Consider the following 20789-nt stretch of genomic DNA (forward strand, 5'->3'; position numbering starts at 1 on the left):
GTAACGGACGGGAGAGACCGCCATGTCACTTTGGAAATCATTTTTCCGAAAATCTGGGCCACCAGATTTTGCTGGCCCCGACCAGAGTAGTCCAGAAGCCTTCATACGAAGTTACTGTGCCGATTACACATTGTGGAACAATTATTGCAGCTACTTGGCAGAAGATGCCAAAGCATCCGCGAGGAAAACCCCGTTTAGCGAGTGTTCTCAGCTCTACGAGCTTTTTTTATCGCCCTTCATTACCAACGGCGTAAAGCTACAGCTTGTTGCATTCGGTTCAGACTCAAATTTCGACCCAAATAGGCTCTCGTTTGGCGATGCCGTAAATGAAGGCAGACTGCTCAAACAGCCATTTTTCATCACACGACCGGCACACCTATCTGGCAAAGATGAATACTATGCAGAACTTGAACCAAACCTTTTAGGTGGGTTCAGGCTAAAACAGATCTATTACATTGATCCGTTTCCGGAGGATCATGCAGACGGTAAAGATCTGATCTTACCTTGCCTCTAAACAGCAGGTTGCCCGCTCTCAAAAACCACCGTTTGTTTAACGGTTCGTCAGACCGGACATTGACGCACTTGCAGCGAAGGTCTGAAAAGTCCCGCAAACCGGACATCAGCTAGGCCCAAGAAGAGGCCCTCGTCAGCAACCACGGAACGACTCGCTGGTATCCAGATGCTGACCCTCATTACGCACACCCCCCATCCGCACACGCCACCGCCCACCGCACCGGCCCGCCATCACGGCTGGCCTTTTGCGTATTGGGCCAAGGGACAGGCGGGTTCCGGTTGCTATTGCGGATTTGACTGACTATATTTGTCGGGAATAGGAGTCGCTCATGTCATCCACCGCCCGCCGTCAGTCGCCCCCCGATCCTGCGCAGCATGTCGTGCGCACTGCAGGCCGTAAGGCGCGGCTCAGCGGCGTGACGACGGGTGACCCGATGCAGGACCTGCTGGCGGCCCTGCCAGAAGCGCTGGGGCGCAGGATGAAGTTCCACGAACCGGCAGCCTCCGAAAAATCGTTCGACGAAATCTGGCTGGAAAACCTGTTCGACGCCGTGCGCAAGGGTGACGAGGCGCGCTACCGCTTTGCGCTGCTCAGCCGGATGTCGCGCGAAAGGGCGTCGCGTCTGCATTTTCTTGTCTGCAAGGCTGCGCATGCGACGGGCAGCAATCCCGATGCAGACGGTTGAAGACCTATCAAGGAACGTTACCTAACAAGCAACGTTAGTCACACGACAAACAGGAGACCACCGATGACACAAACCGCCACAGACCTCAGCCCCTCTGCCCAGACCGCCATTGCGGACGCGCTCAACCAATGCGTCGCCGAAACCGCCGTCACCACGATGCTGGCGCAGAATTTCCATTGGAACGTCAAGGGCATGGCCTTTGGGTCACTGCATGCGCTGTTTCAGACGATCTATGAGGACCATTTCACTGGGCAGGACGATCTGGCCGAACGGATCAAGGCGCTGGATGCCCATGCCGAAGGCACGCTGGCCGGCATGATCAAACGCTCCAAGGTGGCGGAATTCGAAGGCCACGCCGACGACCGCACCATGGTCAAGACGCTGCAACTGGCCGAAGAAACGCTGGCCGCAACGCTGGCCGCGGCGGGTGAACTGGCCGCCGAACATGGCGATTCACTGACCGAGGATCTGTGCATCGCGCGCGGTCAGACACACGAGAAATTCGCCTGGATGCTCCGCGCGCATCTGGCCTGATCTCAACCGACCTCTTCGGGAAAAGATGCGCCTTTTTTGGCGCATTTTTTTTGATAGGCGCGCCGCCAGTGGCTGTATTTGCCCATGATCGCCTGCTGCGTCATCAGCATTGTGACAAAGGCCGACTTATGCGCGGGTTTCTTCAACCCCTTAAACATGGATTTCTGCGCCTTGGTCATCGAGCAGCCGATGCAATGGCCTTCGCGGCGGAATTTGCACACGTCGATACAGGGGGACGGGGTCTTGGCCATAAGATACTCGCTGCTGATAGCGAGTATCTGATAATTTCTGTCGGACTTGTCAATCGCCCCGCGGTCACAAACCCCTGATCTTGGGGTCAAGCGCGTCGCGCAATCCGTCGCCGATGTAGTTCACCGCCAGCACTGTCAGCGAGATCGCAAGACCCGGCCAGATCACCCGTTCGGGGAAGGCGGTCATGCGGTCCACGCTGTCGAACAGGATCTTGCCCCATGTCGGGAAATCCGACGGAAAGCCGAGCCCGAGGAAGGACAGTGCGCTTTCCGTGATGATCGCCGTCGCAAGGCCGAGGGTGGCCGAAACCATGATCGGCGACAGCACGTTAGGCAACAGGTGCCGCGTGATGATCCGGCGCGAGGGCGTGCCGATACTGCGCGCGGCCAGCACGAATTCACGTTCCTTCAGCGCCATCACATCGCCCCGCACGATCCGCGCGGTCTGCATCCAGCTGGTGATACCAATGCCTACGACGATCAGGATGAAAATCCCCTCTTCAGGACCGAAGGTTGCGCGCAGCGGATCGCGGAACAAGAGCATCATCACCAGCAGCAAAGGCAGCAGCGGCAGCGCCAGCACCAGATCGGTGAACCGCATCAAAAGCCCGTCGGCCTTGCGGAAGTACCCCGCCAGCACGCCGACCAGCGTGCCGATGAACACTGCCAAGATCATCGCGGTCCAGCCCACGGCCAATGAAATGCGCCCGCCCTGCATGATATTGGCCATGATATCGCGGCCCAGATTGTCGGTGCCCATCGGATGCGACCAGCTGACCTTGGCGTTGGCGTCGAACAGGATCTGGTAGATCGGCCGCACATCCTTGTTGCGGATGTCGAGCTTGCCGGGGTCCACCGTCCAGAGCCACGGGCCAATGGCGGCAAACAGCGTGATAAAGATCAGAAAGCCCAGCCCGAACACGGCGCCCTTGTGGGTGCGGAACTGCGCCCAGACGTCAAGCCACTGGCTGCGCGCCTTTGGGGCGGCCTCTGGCAGGGTGGTTTGTGCGGCATCAGTCATAGCGAATCCTCGGGTCCAGAATACCGTAAAGCACATCGGCGATCAGGTTCATCAGCACGATCAATACGGCCAGAAGGAAGGTGATGGTCATGACCATCGGAATGTCCGACCCCTGCAGCGCAAGGATCAGAAGCTGGCCCAAACCGTTCACCTTGAAAATCTGTTCGGTGATGATCGCGCCGCCAAAGATCGACGGGATGCCAAGTGCGATCACCGTCACGACCGGAATCATCGAATTGCGCAGCACGTGCTTGAGCACGACGGTGCTTTCGCTCATCCCTTTGGCGCGGGCCGTGCGGACATAATCCTGTGACAGGTTGTCGAGCATGGACGCGCGCATATAGCGGCTGACCTGTGCTGTGGTCTGCAAGGCCAGCACCATGACGGGCATCACCATCTGCATCAGTTGCTGTTTGAACGTGTCCCATGAGTTGACCACCAGCGTGGTGTCATAGATCGAGGGCAGCCAGCCCAGTTGCACCGAAAAGATCACGATCAGCAGCACGCCCGAAAAGAACGGCGGCACCGAAAAGCCGATCATAGAAACGAAGGTACCCGCTTGGTCAAAGACCGAATATTGTCGGTAGGCGCTGATGATCCCGATGGGCAGCGCGATCAGCACGCCCACGACATAGGACATGCCCACCACCCAGAGCGTCTGCGGCAGGCGCTGTGCGATGGTGTCGAACACGGGGCTGCGGGACTGAAAGCTGATGATGCGCTGCTTGCCATCGGCGAAATTGGTGCCAAAGGTCTGGTCGATCCAGTATTGCGGCTCCACGATGAAAAACTGGTTCAGCCAGAGCGGAAACCGCACATACCACGGCTCGCCCAGACCCAAGGCTTCGCGCATGCGTTCCTTGACCTCGGGCGGGATGGTCAGGGGCATTTGCGACATCGGATCGCCGGGGGCCAGTTCGAGCAACATGAAGATCACAAAAGCGATGAACAGAAGCGTCGGGATGGATATCAGCAATCTGCGAAAGGTGTAGATCAGCATTGCAACGCCTCGGGTCAGTGCTTTGGGGGAAATGAAAGAAGGGCGCGTCCCGGACTTGCTCCGGGACCTCTGTGCCTGACGGCGGCAGAGGCCCCGGAGCGGGGTCCGGGGCGCGCGTTAGCGCTTATTCGGTGATGCGGAACCAGTCAGCGACGTTCCACAGCTCGCTGTCCCATGTGTTCAGGACAACACCGCCGAGGCTGTTGGCATGGGCCGACACGCGACCACGGTCCACCAGCGGCACGATGACCATGCTGTCCTTGGTCAGCATGTCGTTGAGCTGGCGGGCAATCCGGCCACGCTCACCGATATCGGCGGTCTGCTGCAGTTCAGCGACCAGCGCATCATAGGCCGGATCACAGAAACGGTTGATGTTCTCGCCCTGCCACTGCGTTTCGGGACGTGGAGCCTTGTCGCAGGTGTACGCTGCCAGATAGGCCTGTGGATCGGTGCCGTCGAAGTTGTTGGCGTACATTTCCACATCGGCATAGAACTTTTCGAACGTGTCGGGCGAACCCGGGTCACCGCCGAAGAACACGGACGCGTCGATGTTGCGCAATTCGGTTTCAACGCCGATCTGGCTCCACATGTCCTTGATCAGGGCCTGGAAATCCTGACGCACGGCGTTGGTGGAGGTCTGGAACAAGATGTTCAGCTCCACGCCGTCCTTGTCGCGGATGCCGTTGCCGTTGCTGTCAACCCAGCCTGCTTCGTCCAGCAGGGCGTTTGCACCGTCAATGTCCTGCACGAGGCAGCCTGTGTTGTCGAGCGAGGCATAGATTTCCGGCCCGGGCACGAGGTTACAGGTCGCGCGGCCAGCCTGGCCGTAGCCCACCTCGACCAGCAATTCACGGTCGATCGCCATGGACAGCGCGCGGCGCACGTTTTCATCCGACAGGAACGGATGCGGATGCATCGCTGTCGAGCGTTCGCCTTCGGGCAGGGACGGGGACGGGTTGGTCAGGTTCATCTCGATCCGTTCGACCAGCGTGCCGAAGGCAGATACTGGCGTGCCGACACCGGCAGCGGCCATCGACTGGATCACATCGGGGGCAAGTTGCAGGTTCCACGCGTAATCGAATTCGCCGGTTTCCAGCACGGCACGACCCGCTGCTGTCGCATCACCGCCGCCTTTGAAGGTCACGGTCGCGAATGCTGGCTTGGCCGGATCGCGATAGTTGGGGTTGGCTTCCAGCTGGATCACGTCGTTGGTGCGGAAATCCGTCACAACGAAGGGGCCGGTGCCGATCGGGCCAAAGTTGGCCTCGGTGCATTCAGGGGCACGCGCGCCAAGGCAATCGGCAAATTGCGCTGCTTGCAGGATCGGGGACTGGCCACCGACCATCGGGCCGTATGGGTTGGGCTGGGGTCCGCTAAAGGTGATCTGGATTGTCAGATCGTCCAGCGCTTCGACGCTTTGCACGCCGTTGTATTTGGACAATTGCGCGCAGCCGCCTTCGGGATGCATGCAATATTCGGCGGTGAACACAGCGTCAGCCGCTGTCACAGGGGTGCCGTCGGACCACAGCAGGCCCTCTTTCAGCTTCCATGTGATCGTGGTCAGGTCTTCGGACACGCCGCCGTTTTCAACCGTCGGGATGCTTTCGGCCAGATAGGGGACCAGCGCGCCTGTGTTGTCATAGCGTGCCAGCGGCTCGAGGATGATCGAGGAGGCTTCGACATCCTTGGTGCCGCCCGACAGGAACGGGTTCAGGATGGATGGCGCCTGCCAATAGATGATGTTGAGGTGGCCAGAGCTGCCACGGACGCCATCATGCTCTTGGGCATAAGCCAAAGGCGTGAATGCGACCGCTGCGGCGGCACCCATCAGGGCTGTTTTCAGTTTCATTTCGTCTCTCCTTGTTGACGCTCTTAGGCCCCGGTCCCTGCCGTTGCATCGGCAGTGGTCGTGGTTTCGTTATACAGGTGGCATGCCACAAAGCGGCCGGGCTGGACCTGCCTGTAATCGGGTTCGACCTCCTTGCAGAGATCCATGACCGCCGGACAACGGGTGCAGAAATTGCAGCCCTTGGGCGGGTTCGATGGGGATGGCACATCGCCTTGCAACACGATCCGCCCCGATTTGCGCGCAAGCGCGGGGTCGGGTTCGGGGACTGCGGACAAAAGTGCTTTCGTGTAAGGATGCAGCGGGTCACGATAAAGCGCCTCGCGCGGGGCAAGCTCCATGATCTTGCCCAGATACATCACCGCCACGCGTGTCGCGATATGGCGCACCATCGACAGATCGTGGCTGATGAACAGATAGGTCAGGCCGAACTGTTCCTGCAGATCTTCCAAGAGGTTCACCACCTGCGCCTGAATGGACACATCAAGTGCCGCAATCGGTTCGTCGCAGACGATGAACTTGGGGTTCAGGGCCAGCGCGCGGGCGATCCCGATGCGCTGCCGCTGGCCACCCGAAAAGGCATGTGGATAGCGTTTGGCGAATTTGCGGTTCAGCCCGACGGCATCCATCAGATCGGCCACCTTGGCGGTCTTTTCGGCCATGCTCAGGTTCGTGTGTTCATCCAGCGGTTCGCGGATGATCGCCTCGACCGTCATGCGCGGGTTGAGCGAGGCTTGCGGGTCCTGAAATACCATCTGCATCGTGGGCCGGATCGGGCGCAGCTTGGTCTGCGACATCGTCCCGATCTCGCGGCCATCAATCGAAATCTCGCCCGAGGTGATATCGTAAAGCCGCAGCACGGCGCGCCCGCAGGTGGATTTGCCGCAGCCCGATTCGCCGACCAGACCCAGCGTCTCGCCTTCCATGACGTCGAAACTGACGCCATCGACGGCCTTTACCTCACCCACGCGACGGCGCAGCAGGCCCGCATGGATCGGAAAATGCATCTTGAGGTCGCGCACGCGCACCAGCGGTTTGGGTGTGTCGTCAAGCATGGCGCGGGGCCCCCGTGCGAGCGTCATAAAAACAGGCGGCGTCATGGCCGTGGCCCACGTCATAGCGCGGCGGGTTTTCCACCGCACAGCGCGCAAAGGCCACATCACAGCGCGCGCGGAACGGGCAGGCATCGGGGGCGGCCAGCATCAGGGGCGGTTGCCCTTCGATGACCGTCAGCCGTTTGGCGCGTTCGCCGCTGATCGAGGGAATCGTTTTCAACAGGGCGCGGGTATAGGGGTGCTGGGGGTCGCGGAACAGGTCCGCGACGGGCGCATGTTCGACGATCTGCCCGCCATACATGACCAGCACACGGTCCGCGATGCCCGCGATCACACCCAGATCATGCGTGATCCAGATGACTGCCATGCCCAGTTTTTCGCGCAATTCCTGCATCAATTCCAGAATCTGCGCCTGAATGGTCACATCAAGTGCTGTCGTCGGTTCATCCGCGATCAGCACTTTGGGGTCGCAGGCGAGTGCGATGGCGATCATCACGCGCTGCCGCATGCCGCCGGAAAACTGGTGCGGATAGTCGTCAAGCCGACGCTGCGCATCGGGAATGCCGACAAGCTCCAGCAATTCGCGCGCACGGGTGACGGCGGCGCGTTTGCTCAGCCCCAGATGTTTGCGTAAGGGTTCCATGATCTGCATGCCGACGGTGTAGACGGGGTTCAGCGATGTCATCGGGTCCTGAAACACGAATCCGATCTGCCCGCCGCGCACCGCGCGCAAATCCTGCGGCCTGATCTGCAACAGATCCTTGCCGTCGAACATGACGCGGCCATGCCGGATATCGGCGGGAGGCGATGGCAACAGGCCCAACAGCGACATCATCGTCACGGATTTGCCCGATCCGCTTTCGCCGACCACACCCAAAAGCTCGCCCGGTTTCAACGAGAAGCTGACATTATTGACGGCATGCACTTCACCGCCACGCGTTTTGAAAACGGTTTTCAAATCCTGCACATCCAGCACAGGCTGGGCCACATTGGGCATAGAGACCCTCCCCGGGCGGTCCATTTTTTGTTTTTTGCGTCAAGCCCGTAGTGGACCTGCGATTGACAGACGCTATCATTAAATTTTGTTCCCGCAAGTCGCTTTCTGTTTGAAGCCCGCTGCGGCGCGCGCAACAGTGCGGGTGCTGGCCGTTTGCGCGACGCAGGACGCAGATGGCGGATTAATCGGCATGAAAGGAAGGCCCCCGATGACCTTGACCGCACGCGAGCTGATGGACAGGCTGGTCGCCTTTCCCACGGTCAGCCGTGATAGCAATATGGAACTTGTTGATTTCGTTCAGGATTATCTGTCCGGGTTTGGTATCGACAGCACCATCGTGCCCAGTGACGACGGCACCAAGGCATCGCTTTACGCCCATGTCGGCCCTGCGGTCGATGGTGGCGTCGTGCTGTCGGGGCATACCGATGTTGTCCCCGTGGACGGGCAGGCGTGGGACACCGATCCGTTCACCGTGACCGAAAAGGACGGCCGCCTTTACGGGCGCGGCACCTGCGACATGAAAGGCTTTGACGCGCTGGCACTTTGGGCGATGGGGCAGGCGGCAACACGCGGGGTGAAACGCCCGCTGCAAATCGCGCTCAGCTATGACGAAGAGGTCGGCTGCATAGGTGCTCCGCCGATGATCGACCATATGGTCAGCCACGGTTTGCCGCGCGCGGATACTGTCATTGTGGGCGAACCGTCGATGATGAAGATCGTGACCAGCCACAAGGGGGCGGTCGGTTTCCGGATTCATGTGCGCGGATTCGAGGTGCATTCATCGCTCGCCCCCACGGGTGTCAGCGCGATCATGATGGCCGCACGCCTGATCGACTGGGCGAATCAGGTGAACGCCGAAAATGCCGCAGCCGCGCCCAGCGAACTGGCCGCGCAATTCTTTCCGCCCTACACGACGCTGCATGTCGGCACGATCAGCGGTGGCACCGCCAACAACATCACCGCCAAGGACTGCCGCTTCGTGCTCGATTTCCGGCTGGTCCCGGGCGAGGATATTGGCATGTGGGAAACCCGCCTGCACGCCAAGATCGCCGAGATCGAGGCTGATATGCAGGCCGTGCGGCCGGAGACCTTCATCACCGCCGAGAAATTCTTTCATGTTCCGGGCCTTGTCCCCGAACAGGATGGCAGTGCCGAAAATCTGGTCCGTCGCCTGACCGGTGAAAATGCCAGCAGCGTCGTCAGTTACGGCACCGAAGCCGGGCAGTTTCAGGACCGCGGCTATTCTGCCGTGATCTGCGGCCCCGGCGACATTGCACAAGCCCACCAACCCAACGAATATGTCAGCGTGTCACAGTTCCAGCAGGGCGAGGCATTCATGTCCCGCCTTGTCGATCTGCTCGCCGAATAACCCCCCTAGGAGAAGATGATGCCCGTCAAGAACCGCTTTGCCGAATTGCTGCCCGAAATCACCGCCTGGCGACGAGACCTGCACGAAAACCCCGAAATCCTGTTCGAAACGCACCGCACTTCGGCGCTGGTCGCGGAAAAACTACGCGAATTCGGCTGTGACGAGGTGGTCACAGGCATCGGGCGCACCGGCGTTGTCGGCGTCATCAAAGGCAAGTCGGATACCTCGGGCAAGGTGATCGGGCTGCGCGCGGATATGGACGCGCTGCCGATCCATGAGGCGACGGGGCTGCCCTATGCGTCGAAAACCCCCGGTGCGATGCATGCCTGCGGCCATGACGGGCATACCGCGATGCTGCTGGGGGCGGCGAAATACCTGTCCGAGACGCGCAATTTCGACGGGCAGGTCGTCGTGATCTTCCAGCCTGCCGAAGAGGGCGGCGGCGGCGGGCGCGAGATGTGCGAGGACGGCATGATGGACCGCTGGAACATCACCGAGGTTTACGGCATGCACAACTGGCCGGGCCGTCCGGTGGGCAGCTTTGCGATCCGTCCGGGTGCGTTTTTCGCCGCGACCGACCAGTTCGAGATCATCATCGAAGGCAAAGGCGGCCATGCCGCCAAGCCGCAGGAAACCGTCGACAGCACGCTGGTCGCGGCCCATGTCATCACCGCGCTGCAATCCATCGCCAGCCGCAATGCCGACCCCGTGGATCAGGTTGTCGTGTCCGTCACCTCGATTGAATCGTCGTCCAAGGCGTTCAACGTCATCGCCCAGCGTGTGCATATGAAAGGCACGGTGCGCACCATGTCCAAGGGCATGCGCGATCTGGCCGAGGTGCGGCTCAAGGCGATCAGCGAAGGCACGGCAAGCGCGTTTGGTGCTGTGGCCGAGATAAAATACCACCGCGGCTATCCTTGCATGGTCAACCACGAGGACCAGACCGCCTTTGCCGCCGAAGTCGCGCGGTCGGTATCGGGCGGTTGCGAAGATGCGCCCCTAGTCATGGGCGGCGAGGATTTCGCCTTCATGCTCGAAGAACGCCCCGGGGCCTATATCCTTGTCGGTAACGGCGACGGCGCGTCGGTGCATCATCCCGAGTACAACTTCAACGACGATGCGATTCCCGCAGGCTGTTCGTGGTGGGCCGGTATCGTCGAACAACGCATGCCCGCCGCCTGATGTGGGAAGAGCGCTACAGCGCCAGCGATGATTACCTGTTCGGTACCGCCCCTGCGGCGGTGCTGGCGGATAATCCGTGGCTGGCGCTGGCGGGGCAAAGCGTGCTCTGCGTCGCGGATGGCGAGGGGCGCAATTCCGTGCATCTGGCGCAAAGCGGCATGGAGGTGACGGCGTTTGATCTGTCTCCGACTGCTGTGGGCCGGACGAAGGCGCTGGCGGACAGTGCGGGTGTTGCGGTGCAGGCGCATGTGGCGGGCTGGGGTGATTGGGATTGGTCGCAGCAGTTCGACATGGTCGCCGCGATCTTCATCCAGTTCGCGGACCCCACTTTGCGCGCGCGCCAGTTCGCCGACATGACCCGCGCGCTGCGCCCTGGCGGGCGTTTGCTGCTGCATGGCTATCGCCCCGAACAGGTCGGGCGCGGCACGGGCGGGCCGCCTCATGTTGAAAACATGTATACCGAATCCTTGTTGCGTGATGCCTTTGCAGGCTGGCATGTCGAGCGCTGCGCATCTTACGAGCGCGACCAGCAGGCAGGCAGCGGCCATGTCGGGCCTGCCGCGCTGATCGATTTCATCGCCCGCAGGCCAGAGGCGTCACCGCCTGTCTGATCGCGCTTCCTGCGTCATGCCTTTGCCGCTATCTTGCGCCTGTCCCGACCGGAGAGAGCTCATGCGCTATCTACTCGCCCTGCTTGTTGCCACCCTGCCCATGACGGCGCTTGCGCAAGGCAGCCGCACTGTGTCGGGGCAGGTCAGCTATCTTGATCGCATGGCCTTGCCGGATGATGCGGTGCTGCTGGTCGAGGTGCTGGGCACAGACGGCCGCCTGATCGCCGATGCGCGGATGCCCACAGCGGGCCAGCAGGTGCCGGTGCCTTTCGCCATCGATATGGGCGCGCAATCCGATGTGATCCTGCGGGCGGGAATCATGCTGGGTCTCGATCTGGTCTGGCTGGGCGATCCGGTGATGGCCGTGGGCGATGCGGGCGTCGATCTGATGCTACGCCGCTACCAGCCGCTGGGGTTCACGGCCGCTTTCCGCTGCGGCGATCTGATGGTGCGCAGCGGTTTCGCGGATGACCGTTTGGTGATCGATACAGGCGCTGTGCGGAAGGTGCTTGACCCCGTGCCTGCCGCCTCCGGCGCGCGCTTTGAGGCGGCGGATGGTGGCGCGGTCTTCTGGAACCGTGGCGATACCGCGACGCTGACGCTGGACGGCACCGACCTGCCGGATTGCCGGATCGGCCTGCCAGAACCGCGCAGCCCCTATACTGCGCGCGGAAACGAGCCGTTCTGGACCGCTACGATCGATGAAGGTCAGATGACCCTGACCCGCCTTGGCATGGACGATCTTTCGCTGAACGCGACAGACGCGGCCTTGCAACCCGATGGCGCGTTGGTCGTGACCGCGACCGACACCGACCTTGCCCTGCGCGCGGTCCTGACGCGCGACGCGCTGATCTGCCGCGACAGCATGACGGGCCTGCCTTATCCCGAAACCGTCAGTCTCGCGATGGGCGACGAGGTGATCCGTGGCTGCGGCGGCAGCACGGCAAGCCTTTTGCAAAAGCGGACATGGGTTGTCGAAACCGTGCTGGACGACACGGTCCGCCCCAGCGACCGCATCACTCTCGGCTTTGATGCTGCGGGCCGCGTGGCGGGGTCGAGCGGGTGCAACCGCTGGTTCGCAGGCTACCAGCTGACGGGCGAAAGCCTGAGCATCCGCCAGTCGGGGGCAACAATGATGATGTGCAATGGTCCCGTCATGGCGCAGGAGCGGCTGTTCTTTGCGGCCATCGCACAGGTGACGGGCTTTGACCTCGACGACAGCGGCGCGCTGCTGCTGATGGGGCCGGAGGGGCCGGTCATCACTGCCCGCGCTGCCACCGATGGCAGCGCGCCTTAACCGCCTGTGTGACTCATGTGGCGGCTGACCTGCCCGTCGACCTTCTGGCGGGAATAGTCGAAATCGTGACCCTTGGGTTTCAGGGCAATCGCCGCCCGGATCGCGTTTTCCAGATCGTGATCCGCCTCTGACCCGCGTAAGGGCGCGCGCAGGTCGGAATGGCCTTCCTGCCCCAGACAGGTGTAAATCTCGCCGGTGCAGGTGATCCGCACGCGGTTGCAGCTTTCGCAGAAATTATGGGACAGCGGCGTGATGAATCCGATCTTCTGGCCCGTCGCATCCACGCGGACATAACGCGCTGGCCCGCCGGTGCGGTCGGGCAGGTCGGTCAGCGTGCCGCGCTGCGCCAGCCGCGTGCGCAGGTCTTTGAGCGACCAGTATTGCCCGATCCGGTCCTCGTTGCCGATATCGCCCATCGGCATCACCTCGATGAATGTCAGGTCCATGTCGCGGGACGCGCACCAGTCGGTCAGCGTGAACAATTCGTCCTCGTTGAACCCTTGCAGCGCGACGGTGTTGATCTTGACCCGCAGCCCCGCCGCCTGTGCCGCGTCGATCCCGCGCAAAACCTGCGGCAGTTTCCCCCAACGGGTGATCCGCGCGAATTTCGCCTCGTCGAGTGTATCGAGCGACACGTTGATCCGCCGCACACCGGCAGCGTAAAGATCGGTTGCGTATTTCTCTAACTGGCTGCCGTTGGTCGTCAGCGTCAATTCGTCCAGTGCGCCGCTGTCCAGATGCCGGCCCATCGCGCGAAAGAAGGTCAGGATATCGCGCCGCACCAAAGGTTCGCCGCCCGTGATCCGCAGCTTTTTCACGCCAAGCCGCACGAAGGCCGAACACAGCCGGTCGAGTTCTTCCAGCGTCAGCAGGTCCTTTTTGGGCAGAAAGGTCATGTTTTCCGACATGCAGTAAACGCAGCGGAAATCGCAGCGGTCGGTCACCGACACCCGCAGATAGGAAATGGCGCGCGCGAATGGGTCGATCAATGGGGCATTCATGCCACCCAAGCTAGGGGTGGGCGCCCCTTTGCGCAAGCGGCGCGAGAGGCGTTGCACCCCCGATCCGCGCACAATATCGTGGCGGCATGAAAAAACTCCTGATCCTGCCGCTTATCGCGCTTGCCGCCTGTGAAATGCCCGCTGTGGACGAACCTGTCGCAGAGGAGGTCACGACGATCCCGGCGATGACCCTGCCACCGCCGCCACCGCGCACCGCGCGCACGGTTGACCAGTTCGACACCACATCTGCCGCCGAACGGCAGGCGGCGACGCAGGTCTCGGCCGCGGGCGCAGAGATCGGGCGCACCATCGCCACCCTTGGCAGCCCGACCGAACCCGGTATCTGGCTGAAAACGCCGCTGGTGACCGCCTTGACGCAAGGCCGCATCCGCTATCAGGGCCGCACGATCAATATCGAACTGCGCCCCTCGGGCGGGGCTGCGGGATCGGGCAGCCAGATCAGCCTTGCCGCCATGCGGCTGATCGAGGCACCGCTGACAGGGCTGGTAGAGCTGACCGTCCTGCGCTGATTACCCCAGCCTGTGCCGCGCGGATTTGAGCGCGTAGGGCTTCAGCACCGTCGCGTGACGGTCGACAAAAGCCTGCGCTGTGGCGGGATCGTGTTTGGCAAGGCTTGCCAGCCAATCCACCAGTGCGGTCTGGATCACCTTGTGCGGATCACCGGCAAGCTGGCCCGCCCAGTCCAGCGCGCGGTCGCGCAGCGCCAGATCGGTGGCTTTGGGGTTGTTCTGCTTGGTCCATGGCAGGGTCAAGGCCAGCACCGCTGCGCGTGTCCACAGATGATCTGCCTTGACCCAAGGCGCCAGCGCATCAAAGCGGGCAGGGTCCGCGACCAGCCGTTTCTGCCCTGCGATGGCGACCTGGTCGGCAATAGCGGGTCCATCGCACTCCGGCACCCATGAGGCGATCATGTCCCATGCGGCGCTGTCATCCGGCCTGATCCGCGCCTGTGTCAGCAGTTTCGCCGCCGCGATCCGGCCTTCATGCACGTCGCTGGCCCAGAGATCCGCCGCCAGCGCCAACCGTGCCTCCAGGTCCAGCGTCTCGCGCCAGCCTTTGGCGACGGCGTCAATCGCGGGTGTTGTCACCCCCAGATAGGCGCGGTCCACCTTGTGATGGCGCGCCATCTCGGCGGCTTTTGCGGGGTCGGTGCCAAGGACGGCCAGAGCGTCGTCAACGGTCATTCGATCACTTTCGTCGGCAACCCGTCCAAAGTGGACTGGTTGCGGTCTTTCCAATAGGTGGCGATGCCGTCGGGGCCTTTGTCCTCGGTCCAGTGGCGCAATGTGTCGCGTTCGCCGATCTTTTCCATGAACGGGACGGCATAGCCGCAGGAGGTCTGCACCATGTCGATGGTCTGGACATAGATCTGCCGTGCGCCGGGCAGGTCGGGCAGGCAGGCAGCAAAATCGGGCCAATCCGGATCGCGCGGATGGATTGCACGCGCGGTGCCATAGGTGCGCAGGATCTGGGGTTTCTTGTCGAAACTGCACCACATCAGCGTCATGCGCGGATGGTCCAGCAGATGCCCCGCCGTTTCGTTCCCGCTGCCCGTGGCGTTGACATAGGCGATGGTGGTCGCATCCAGCACCCGTAGGCTGTCCATCCCTTTGGGCGAGATATTGACCTTGCCATCACGCGCCGCCGTGCCGGTAAAGAACAGCGGCTGTGCTGCGATGAAGGCCTGATGTGCCTCGGACAATTCCGCGAATTGCTTGCCCATCATTCCACCGTCACGGATTTCGCAAGGTTGCGGGGCTGGTCCACATCGGTGCCTTTGGCGATGGCCGTGTGATAGGCCAGCAGCTGCGCAGGCAGCGCGTAAAGGATCGGCGCAAGGAACGGATCAACGCTTGGCATCAGCAGGGTCTGCCAGACGCCATCACCGGCTTCGGCGGCCCCTTGGCTATCGGTGATCAGCAGCACCTTGCCGCCGCGCGCCATGACTTCCTGCATGTTCGACACGGTCTTTTCAAACAGGCTGTCGCGTGGGGCCATCACGATCACCGGCACATGCGGATCGACCAGCGCGATGGGGCCGTGCTTCAACTCTCCTGATGCATAAGCTTCGGCATGTATGTAGCTGATTTCTTTCAGTTTAAGCGCGCCCTCCAAGGCCAAGGGATACATCGCCCCGCGCCCAAGAAACAGGATATCGCGCGCCTCGGCCAGATCGCGGGACAGCGCGATGGTGCGGTCCTCGATCCCCAGGGCGGTGTTCATCAACCCAGGCAAGCCACGCAGGGCGGCGAGTTTGCCTGCCAAGGCCGCATCGTCGATCCGGCCCCGCTGGCGGGCGGCATGCAGCACCATCGCGGCCAGCGTCGTCAACTGACAGGTGAACGCCTTGGTCGAGGCGACGCCGATTTCCACCCCCGCAAGGATCGGCAGCGCGATATCGCTTTCGCGCGCGATGCTGCTTTCGGGGACGTTGACGACCGACACGATCTTGCTGGCCTTGCCCGCCATATAGCGGAGTGCGGCGAGCGTATCCGCCGTTTCCCCCGACTGGCTGACGAAAATCGCCATGGTGCCGTCGGTCACAGGCGGTTCGCGATAGCGGAATTCGGATGCGACATCGACCTCGACCGGCAACCCCGCCACCTGTTCGAACCAGTATTTCGCGACCATGCAGGCATAAAATGCCGTCCCACAAGCGACCATGGTCAGGCGGTTGACGGCGGTGAAGTCCAGCCCTTCGGGCAGGGTCATCGCGGTCGCATCGGCGTTGATGTAGTGGTTCAAGGCCCCTTGCAGCACTTGCGGCTGTTCGGCGATTTCCTTGGCCATGAAATGTTTATAGCCGCCCTTGTCCACCTGTGCTGCGTCGATATGGATCTGGCGCAGGTCGCGGTTGGCAAGGTTGCCCGCCGCATCGCGGATTTCCAAGCTGTGCCGCGTGATGATCGCCCAGTCGCCTTCTTCCAGATAGGTGATCCGGTCGGTCATGGGCGCAAGCGCGATGGCATCTGAGCCCACGAACATCTCGCCATCACCATGCCCGATGGCCAAGGGTGATCCTTTGCGCGCGGCGATCAGCAGGTCGTCATGCCCTTCGAACAGGAAACACAACGCATAGGCCCCGTGCAGGCGGGCGATGGTCGCCTGTGCCGCGTCGCGGGGCGACATGCCTTGGCCGATGTAGTGATTGGCCAACAACGCCACGGTTTCGGTATCGGTGTCGGTTTCATGCGCAATGCCAAGGGCCGCCAGATCGGCGCGGAGTTCGCGGAAATTCTCGATGATCCCGTTGTGCACGACCGCGACACCGCCCGATTTATGCGGATGCGCATTGCCCGCATTGGGCACGCCATGCGTGGCCCAGCGGGTGTGGCCGATGCCGGCCTTGCCTGCGAGCGGGTCATGGACCAAGAGGTCGGACAGGTTGACAAGCTTGCCGACCGCCCGCCTGCGGTCCAGCACATCGCCGTTGATGGTCGCGATGCCCGCGCTGTCATAGCCGCGATACTCTAACCGCTTCAGCGCTTCGACCAGCAGGGGGGCGGCTTCGTGATTGCCCAGAACGCCAACAATACCGCACATCTTAGTGACCCTTCGTCTTTTTTGCGCGCAGTTTTTCGAACAGCCGCACGGCAAATCCTGCCTTGTTGTCCTGCCGCGTCCGCGCGACGGCCAGATCGCCCGCTGGCACATCGCGGGTGATGACCGACCCGCTGGCCGTCATCGCCGCATCGCCCACGCTGACGGGGGCAACCAGCATGGTGTTGGACCCGATGAACACATCCGCGCCAATCGTCGTGTGGTGCTTGGACACGCCGTCATAATTGCAGGTGATCGTGCCTGCGCCGATATTGCTGCGCGGCCCGATCTCGGCATCGCCGATATAGGACAGATGGTTGACCTTGGCGCCTTCGGCGATCACGGCATTCTTGACTTCGACAAAATTGCCGACGCGGGTGTTCTCGGCCAGTTCCGCACCGGGGCGCAGGCGGGCGTAGGGGCCGACGATTGACCCACGTGAGACATGGCAACCTTCCAGATGTGAAAAGGCGCGGATCGTGGCACCGGATTCGACCGTCACACCGGGGCCGAACACGACGTTGGGTTCGATAATTGCATCGCGGCCGATTACGGTGTCATAGGCGAAATAGACGGTTTCGGGGGCCACCAGCGTGACACCATCGTCAAGCGCGGCCATCCGCGCGGCGTTCTGGAACACGGCTTCGGCCTGTGCGAGTTCGAACCGCGAATTGATGCCCAAGGTTTCCGCCTCGGCGCATTCCACGACAGTTGCGGTCAGACCACGCGCACGGGCGATGGCGATAATGTCGGTCAGGTAATATTCGCCCGCCGCATTGGCATTGCCGACTGCGGCGACCAGATCGAAGAGCGTCGCACTATCGGCGGCGACTACACCGGAATTGCACAGCGTTACCGCGCGTTCATCCTCATTCGCGTCCTTGAATTCGACGATCCGGTCAAGCTGCCCGTCCTTCAGGATCAGACGGCCATAGCGCCCTGGGTCCTCCGCCTCGAACCCCAGCACCACGATGTCATGGGTCTGGCGGGCCTCCATCATCGCTTCCAGCGTATCGGGGCGGATGAAAGGCGTATCACCATAAAGCACCAGCGCATCGCCGTCGAAATCCGAAAGCGCCGCCTTGGCCTGTGCCACCGCATGGGCCGTGCCCAGCTGTTCGCTCTGCACCACGACCGTTGCATCGGGATCATAGGCAAGGGCAGCCTTTTCGACCTGTGCGGCCTCATACCCCGCCACAACGACGCGGCGCGCAGGGTCCAGCACCATCGCGGCCTGCATCGCATGGACCAGCATCGGCGCGCCCGCGATGGGGTGCAGCACCTTGGGCAGGTCCGAATTCATGCGCGTGCCAAGCCCCGCGCCAAGGATAATCACTGCATTCGCCATATCTGCCCCATTCTTTGTTGCCTGCGTTCTACTGGCCTTTTCGATTATCACAAGGGCAGGGGCTTCACATCAGTTTACAGCGCGTTACAGATGGCAGGACCGCAGCATTGAAAGGCCGCCCATGCGCACCGTGATTTTCGACCTCGACGGCACGCTTGCCGATACCAGCGGCGACCTGATCGCTGCGGCCAACCATTGCTTTCGCGGGCTGGGGCATGGCGATCTGCTGACGCAGGCGCAAGATGCGGCCGTCTCGCTGACCGGCGCGCGTGCCATGCTGCGGCTGGGGTTTTCGCGGCTGGGTAACGTCGACGAGACGTTGGTTGATGCGCAATATCCCGTTCTGCTGGCCGCTTACGGCGAGGCGATTGCCACACATACCACGCTTTACCCCGGTGCGATGGACGCGGTTGAGGCTCTGAAATCCAGCGGTTACGCCGTGGGGATTGCCACCAACAAGCCCGCCGCCCTGGCCGAAACCCTGATGCAAAGCCTTGGCGTACGCGACCAGTTTGCATCGCTGATCGGGGCCGATACGCTGAAGGTGCGCAAACCCGACCCCCTGCACCATATCGAGGCCGTGCGCCGTGCTGGCGGTGATCCCGCACGGTCCTTGCTGGTGGGCGATACGATCACCGACCGCGACACGGCGCGCAATGCGGGCGTGCCGTCTGTGCTGGTGACCTTCGGGCAAGGCAGAGAGACTGTGCTCGCACTCGAAGCTGACGCCATCATCGACGATTTCGCCGACCTGCCCGCCGTCGTCGCGCGGCTGATCGGGTAGTGCCCATAAACCGTGCAGAAATGACTCGACACAGCGACGGCGACATGGCTACAACTGAACAAGCGTTCAATTAACCGCAGGAGCAGGCCGATGTTTCACGCCTCCATGAGCTTTGATCTGGGCGAGGATGTGAACGCCCTGCGAGAGATGGTCCATGACTGGGCGCAGACCCGTGTCAAACCGATGGCCGCGCAAATCGACCGCGACAATCTGTTTCCTGCCGCCCTTTGGCGCGAGATGGGCGATCTGGGGTTGCTGGGTGTGACGGTGGATGAATCTTATGGCGGCGCGGGCATGTCCTACCTCGCCCATACGGTCGCGATCGAGGAAATCGCGCGCGCCAGCGCCTCGGTCAGCTTGTCTTACGGCGCGCATTCCAACCTTTGCGTCAACCAGATCAAGCTGAACGGGACCGAAGCGCAAAAGGCGAAATACCTGCCGCGCCTGATCTCGGGCGATCATGTGGGTGCCTTGGCCATGTCCGAAGCAGGGGCAGGGTCCGACGTTGTGTCGATGTCGCTGCGTGCGGAAAAGCGCAACGATCATTACCGACTGAACGGCAACAAATACTGGATCACCAACGGGCCGGACGCCGACACGCTGGTCGTCTATGCCAAGACCGATCCCGCCGCAGGGTCCAAAGGCATCACCGCTTTCTTGATCGAAAAGGAAATGACCGGCTTCAGCACGTCTCCGCATTTCGACAAGCTGGGGATGCGCGGGTCCAACACGGCCGAGCTGATCTTTGACGATGTGGCGGTGCCGTTCGAGAATGTCTTGGGCGAGGAAGGGCGCGGCGTTGCGGTCCTGATGTCCGGCCTTGATTACGAACGCGTTGTGCTGGCGGGGATCGGGCTGGGGATCATGGCTGCCTGTCTGGATGAAATCATGCCCTATCTGGCGTCACGCAAACAATTCGGCCAGCCTATCGGCAATTTCCAACTGATGCAGGGCAAGATCGCGGATATGTACACCGCGATGAACTCTGCCCGCGCCTATGTCTACGAGGTGGCGAAAGCCTGCGACCGTGGCACGGTCACCCGTCAGGATGCGGCGGCCTGTTGTCTCTATGCCTCCGAGGAGGCGATGAAACAGGCGCATCAGGCCGTGCAGGCGATGGGTGGCGCGGGGTTCCTGAACGACGCCCCCGTTGCGCGGCTGTTCCGTGATGCCAAGCTGATGGAAATCGGCGCCGGTACTTCCGAGATTCGCCGCATGCTGGTGGGCCGTGAATTGATGGGGGCGATGGGATGAAAAATGTTGCACTGGTTCTGGCGCTACTGCCCTGTGCGGCTGCGGCACAAACCAACTGGCTTTATGCGCCGATGGTCGAGGCGTGTTTTGACAGCGGTGAAACCAGTTGCACCGGCACTGCCGCGACGATGTGCATGGCGGACGAACCGGGCGGCGACACCACGATGGGGATGACATCATGCCTGATGGCCGAACACGAGGTTTGGGATCAGTTGCTGAATACCCAATACGCGCTGGTGCTGGATTATGCCGCCGAGATGGACGTCAACGCGCAATTTGAAGCGCCCGAATATGCCGTGCGCGCGGATCAGGTGCGCGCGGCCCAACGCGCGTGGATTGCATTTCGTGATGCCAATTGCACCATGCAATACGGGCTTTGGGGGTCGGGTTCTGCGCGCCATGTGGCAAAGGCCGAATGCCTGATGTTGATGACCGCCACGCAAACACGCGCGTTGCACGACTATTACATCATGCCATGA

The 20789-nt window shown here is 61.8% G+C and carries 22 protein-coding genes; 11 read left to right on the plus strand and 11 right to left on the minus strand.

Annotated features, from left to right (window positions below; genetic code table 11):
- Positions 1-22 precede the first annotated feature (22 nt).
- The 3 genes from VCK47_RS00005 (at position 23) to VCK47_RS00015 (ending at position 1733) form a co-directional block, all read left to right on the plus strand.
- Entirely contained in the window at positions 23-514 is a 492-nt protein-coding gene (locus VCK47_RS00005) for a hypothetical protein (RefSeq protein WP_322891275.1), read from the plus strand.
- A 328-nt stretch (positions 515-842) separates the two neighbouring features.
- Positions 843-1199 (plus strand): hypothetical protein, encoded by a 357-nt coding sequence (locus tag VCK47_RS00010; RefSeq protein ID WP_322892032.1) that lies wholly within the window; start codon positions 843-845, stop codon positions 1197-1199.
- A gap of 63 nt (positions 1200-1262) precedes the next feature.
- On the plus strand, positions 1263-1733 hold the full coding sequence (locus tag VCK47_RS00015; protein WP_322892033.1) for a DNA starvation/stationary phase protection protein: 471 nt from the start codon (positions 1263-1265) through the stop codon (positions 1731-1733).
- A 2-nt stretch (positions 1734-1735) separates the two neighbouring features.
- On the opposite strand, the gene VCK47_RS00020 is transcribed toward VCK47_RS00015, so the two are convergent.
- The 6 genes from VCK47_RS00020 to VCK47_RS00045 all read right to left on the minus strand — a co-directional run bounded on the left by VCK47_RS00020 (position 1736) and on the right by VCK47_RS00045 (position 7903).
- On the minus strand, positions 1736-1984 hold the full coding sequence (locus VCK47_RS00020; RefSeq protein ID WP_322892034.1) for a DUF1289 domain-containing protein: 249 nt from the start codon (positions 1982-1984) through the stop codon (positions 1736-1738).
- 64 nt (positions 1985-2048) lie between these two features.
- Positions 2049-3005: an ABC transporter permease gene (locus VCK47_RS00025; RefSeq protein ID WP_322892035.1), complete on the minus strand. Its 957-nt coding sequence runs from the start codon at positions 3003-3005 to the stop codon at positions 2049-2051.
- Positions 2998-4005 carry an ABC transporter permease gene (locus VCK47_RS00030; protein ID WP_322892036.1) on the minus strand — a complete coding sequence of 336 codons (1008 nt, stop codon included), beginning with the start codon at positions 4003-4005 and terminating at the stop codon, positions 2998-3000. Before VCK47_RS00030 ends, VCK47_RS00025 begins: the two co-directional genes overlap by 8 nt.
- Positions 4006-4129: 124 nt before the next feature.
- A complete protein-coding gene (locus VCK47_RS00035) occupies positions 4130-5854 on the minus strand; it encodes a peptide ABC transporter substrate-binding protein (RefSeq protein WP_322892037.1) in 1725 nt (574 codons plus the stop codon).
- 23 nt (positions 5855-5877) lie between these two features.
- Entirely contained in the window at positions 5878-6906 is a 1029-nt protein-coding gene (locus VCK47_RS00040; RefSeq protein ID WP_322892038.1) for a dipeptide ABC transporter ATP-binding protein, read from the minus strand.
- Positions 6899-7903: an ABC transporter ATP-binding protein gene (locus VCK47_RS00045; protein ID WP_322892039.1), complete on the minus strand. Its 1005-nt coding sequence runs from the start codon at positions 7901-7903 to the stop codon at positions 6899-6901. The genes VCK47_RS00040 and VCK47_RS00045 overlap by 8 nt, the downstream gene beginning before the upstream one ends.
- A gap of 208 nt (positions 7904-8111) precedes the next feature.
- Here VCK47_RS00045 and argE point away from each other — a divergent pair, with 208 nt between their 5' ends.
- From argE to VCK47_RS00065, 4 genes are all read left to right on the plus strand, one after another.
- Entirely contained in the window at positions 8112-9272 is a 1161-nt protein-coding gene (gene argE / locus VCK47_RS00050) for an acetylornithine deacetylase (protein WP_322892040.1), read from the plus strand.
- An 18-nt stretch (positions 9273-9290) separates the two neighbouring features.
- Positions 9291-10454, plus strand: coding sequence for a M20 aminoacylase family protein (locus tag VCK47_RS00055; RefSeq protein ID WP_322892041.1), 1164 nt, complete (start codon positions 9291-9293; stop codon positions 10452-10454).
- Complete coding sequence (locus tag VCK47_RS00060; protein WP_322892042.1) at positions 10454-11065, plus strand: class I SAM-dependent methyltransferase; 612 nt, start codon at positions 10454-10456, stop codon at positions 11063-11065. Before VCK47_RS00055 ends, VCK47_RS00060 begins: the two co-directional genes overlap by 1 nt.
- 61 nt (positions 11066-11126) lie before the next feature.
- Positions 11127-12362 (plus strand): META domain-containing protein, encoded by a 1236-nt coding sequence (locus tag VCK47_RS00065; RefSeq protein ID WP_322892043.1) that lies wholly within the window; start codon positions 11127-11129, stop codon positions 12360-12362.
- Here VCK47_RS00065 and moaA read toward each other — a convergent pair.
- Positions 12359-13363 (minus strand): GTP 3',8-cyclase MoaA, encoded by a 1005-nt coding sequence (moaA, locus tag VCK47_RS00070; protein ID WP_322892044.1) that lies wholly within the window; start codon positions 13361-13363, stop codon positions 12359-12361. The genes VCK47_RS00065 and moaA overlap by 4 nt on opposite strands.
- Positions 13364-13449: 86 nt before the next feature.
- Here moaA and VCK47_RS00075 point away from each other — a divergent pair, with 86 nt between their 5' ends.
- A complete protein-coding gene (locus tag VCK47_RS00075; RefSeq protein ID WP_322892045.1) occupies positions 13450-13893 on the plus strand; it encodes a D-galactarate dehydratase in 444 nt (147 codons plus the stop codon).
- Here the strand turns inward: VCK47_RS00075 and VCK47_RS00080 are convergent, their stop codons facing one another.
- From VCK47_RS00080 to glmU, 4 genes are read right to left on the minus strand one after another with little or no spacing between them, the layout of a single operon-like run.
- Positions 13894-14568, minus strand: coding sequence for a DNA alkylation repair protein (locus VCK47_RS00080; RefSeq protein WP_322892046.1), 675 nt, complete (start codon positions 14566-14568; stop codon positions 13894-13896).
- Positions 14565-15107: a pyridoxamine 5'-phosphate oxidase family protein gene (locus VCK47_RS00085; RefSeq protein ID WP_322892047.1), complete on the minus strand. Its 543-nt coding sequence runs from the start codon at positions 15105-15107 to the stop codon at positions 14565-14567. Before VCK47_RS00085 ends, VCK47_RS00080 begins: the two co-directional genes overlap by 4 nt.
- Complete coding sequence (gene glmS, locus VCK47_RS00090) at positions 15107-16927, minus strand: glutamine--fructose-6-phosphate transaminase (isomerizing) (protein ID WP_322892048.1); 1821 nt, start codon at positions 16925-16927, stop codon at positions 15107-15109. The genes VCK47_RS00085 and glmS overlap by 1 nt, the downstream gene beginning before the upstream one ends.
- A gap of 1 nt (position 16928) precedes the next feature.
- Positions 16929-18272: a bifunctional UDP-N-acetylglucosamine diphosphorylase/glucosamine-1-phosphate N-acetyltransferase GlmU gene (gene glmU / locus VCK47_RS00095; protein WP_322892049.1), complete on the minus strand. Its 1344-nt coding sequence runs from the start codon at positions 18270-18272 to the stop codon at positions 16929-16931.
- Between the two features lie 121 nt (positions 18273-18393).
- Between glmU and VCK47_RS00100 the strand changes: the two genes are divergently transcribed.
- The 3 genes from VCK47_RS00100 to VCK47_RS00110 all read left to right on the plus strand — a co-directional run bounded on the left by VCK47_RS00100 (position 18394) and on the right by VCK47_RS00110 (position 20789).
- Positions 18394-19056, plus strand: a complete 663-nt coding sequence (locus VCK47_RS00100) for an HAD-IA family hydrolase (RefSeq protein WP_322892050.1) — start codon at positions 18394-18396, stop codon at positions 19054-19056.
- A 90-nt stretch (positions 19057-19146) separates the two neighbouring features.
- Positions 19147-20310: an isovaleryl-CoA dehydrogenase gene (locus VCK47_RS00105; RefSeq protein ID WP_322892051.1), complete on the plus strand. Its 1164-nt coding sequence runs from the start codon at positions 19147-19149 to the stop codon at positions 20308-20310.
- Complete coding sequence (locus VCK47_RS00110; RefSeq protein ID WP_322892052.1) at positions 20307-20789, plus strand: lysozyme inhibitor LprI family protein; 483 nt, start codon at positions 20307-20309, stop codon at positions 20787-20789. Before VCK47_RS00105 ends, VCK47_RS00110 begins: the two co-directional genes overlap by 4 nt.

The sequence above is a fragment of the Yoonia sp. 72 genome (assembly GCF_034652275.1).
Lineage (GTDB): Bacteria > Pseudomonadota > Alphaproteobacteria > Rhodobacterales > Rhodobacteraceae > Yoonia.

Bases quoted from the DNA above. Each gene is read 5' to 3' on its own strand.
- VCK47_RS00025 (WP_322892035.1), bottom strand. From the start codon at position 3,005: ATGACTGATGCCGCACAAACCACCCTGCCAGAGGCCGCCCCAAAGGCG.
- VCK47_RS00080 (WP_322892046.1), bottom strand. From the start codon at position 14,568: ATGACCGTTGACGACGCTCTGGCCGTCCTTGGCACCGACCCCGCAAAA.
- VCK47_RS00100 (WP_322892050.1), top strand. From the start codon at position 18,394: ATGCGCACCGTGATTTTCGACCTCGACGGCACGCTTGCCGATACCAGC.
- VCK47_RS00110 (WP_322892052.1), top strand. From the start codon at position 20,307: ATGAAAAATGTTGCACTGGTTCTGGCGCTACTGCCCTGTGCGGCTGCG.
- VCK47_RS00045 (WP_322892039.1), bottom strand. From the start codon at position 7,903: ATGCCCAATGTGGCCCAGCCTGTGCTGGATGTGCAGGATTTGAAAACC.
- VCK47_RS00030 (WP_322892036.1), bottom strand. From the start codon at position 4,005: ATGCTGATCTACACCTTTCGCAGATTGCTGATATCCATCCCGACGCTT.
- glmS (WP_322892048.1), bottom strand. From the start codon at position 16,927: ATGTGCGGTATTGTTGGCGTTCTGGGCAATCACGAAGCCGCCCCCCTG.
- VCK47_RS00005 (WP_322891275.1), top strand. From the start codon at position 23: ATGTCACTTTGGAAATCATTTTTCCGAAAATCTGGGCCACCAGATTTT.
- VCK47_RS00105 (WP_322892051.1), top strand. From the start codon at position 19,147: ATGTTTCACGCCTCCATGAGCTTTGATCTGGGCGAGGATGTGAACGCC.
- VCK47_RS00075 (WP_322892045.1), top strand. From the start codon at position 13,450: ATGAAAAAACTCCTGATCCTGCCGCTTATCGCGCTTGCCGCCTGTGAA.
- VCK47_RS00020 (WP_322892034.1), bottom strand. From the start codon at position 1,984: ATGGCCAAGACCCCGTCCCCCTGTATCGACGTGTGCAAATTCCGCCGC.
- VCK47_RS00040 (WP_322892038.1), bottom strand. From the start codon at position 6,906: ATGCTTGACGACACACCCAAACCGCTGGTGCGCGTGCGCGACCTCAAG.
- VCK47_RS00010 (WP_322892032.1), top strand. From the start codon at position 843: ATGTCATCCACCGCCCGCCGTCAGTCGCCCCCCGATCCTGCGCAGCAT.
- VCK47_RS00055 (WP_322892041.1), top strand. From the start codon at position 9,291: ATGCCCGTCAAGAACCGCTTTGCCGAATTGCTGCCCGAAATCACCGCC.
- VCK47_RS00035 (WP_322892037.1), bottom strand. From the start codon at position 5,854: ATGAAACTGAAAACAGCCCTGATGGGTGCCGCCGCAGCGGTCGCATTC.
- VCK47_RS00085 (WP_322892047.1), bottom strand. From the start codon at position 15,107: ATGGGCAAGCAATTCGCGGAATTGTCCGAGGCACATCAGGCCTTCATC.
- glmU (WP_322892049.1), bottom strand. From the start codon at position 18,272: ATGGCGAATGCAGTGATTATCCTTGGCGCGGGGCTTGGCACGCGCATG.
- VCK47_RS00065 (WP_322892043.1), top strand. From the start codon at position 11,127: ATGCGCTATCTACTCGCCCTGCTTGTTGCCACCCTGCCCATGACGGCG.
- VCK47_RS00015 (WP_322892033.1), top strand. From the start codon at position 1,263: ATGACACAAACCGCCACAGACCTCAGCCCCTCTGCCCAGACCGCCATT.
- argE (WP_322892040.1), top strand. From the start codon at position 8,112: ATGACCTTGACCGCACGCGAGCTGATGGACAGGCTGGTCGCCTTTCCC.
- moaA (WP_322892044.1), bottom strand. From the start codon at position 13,363: ATGAATGCCCCATTGATCGACCCATTCGCGCGCGCCATTTCCTATCTG.
- VCK47_RS00060 (WP_322892042.1), top strand. From the start codon at position 10,454: ATGTGGGAAGAGCGCTACAGCGCCAGCGATGATTACCTGTTCGGTACC.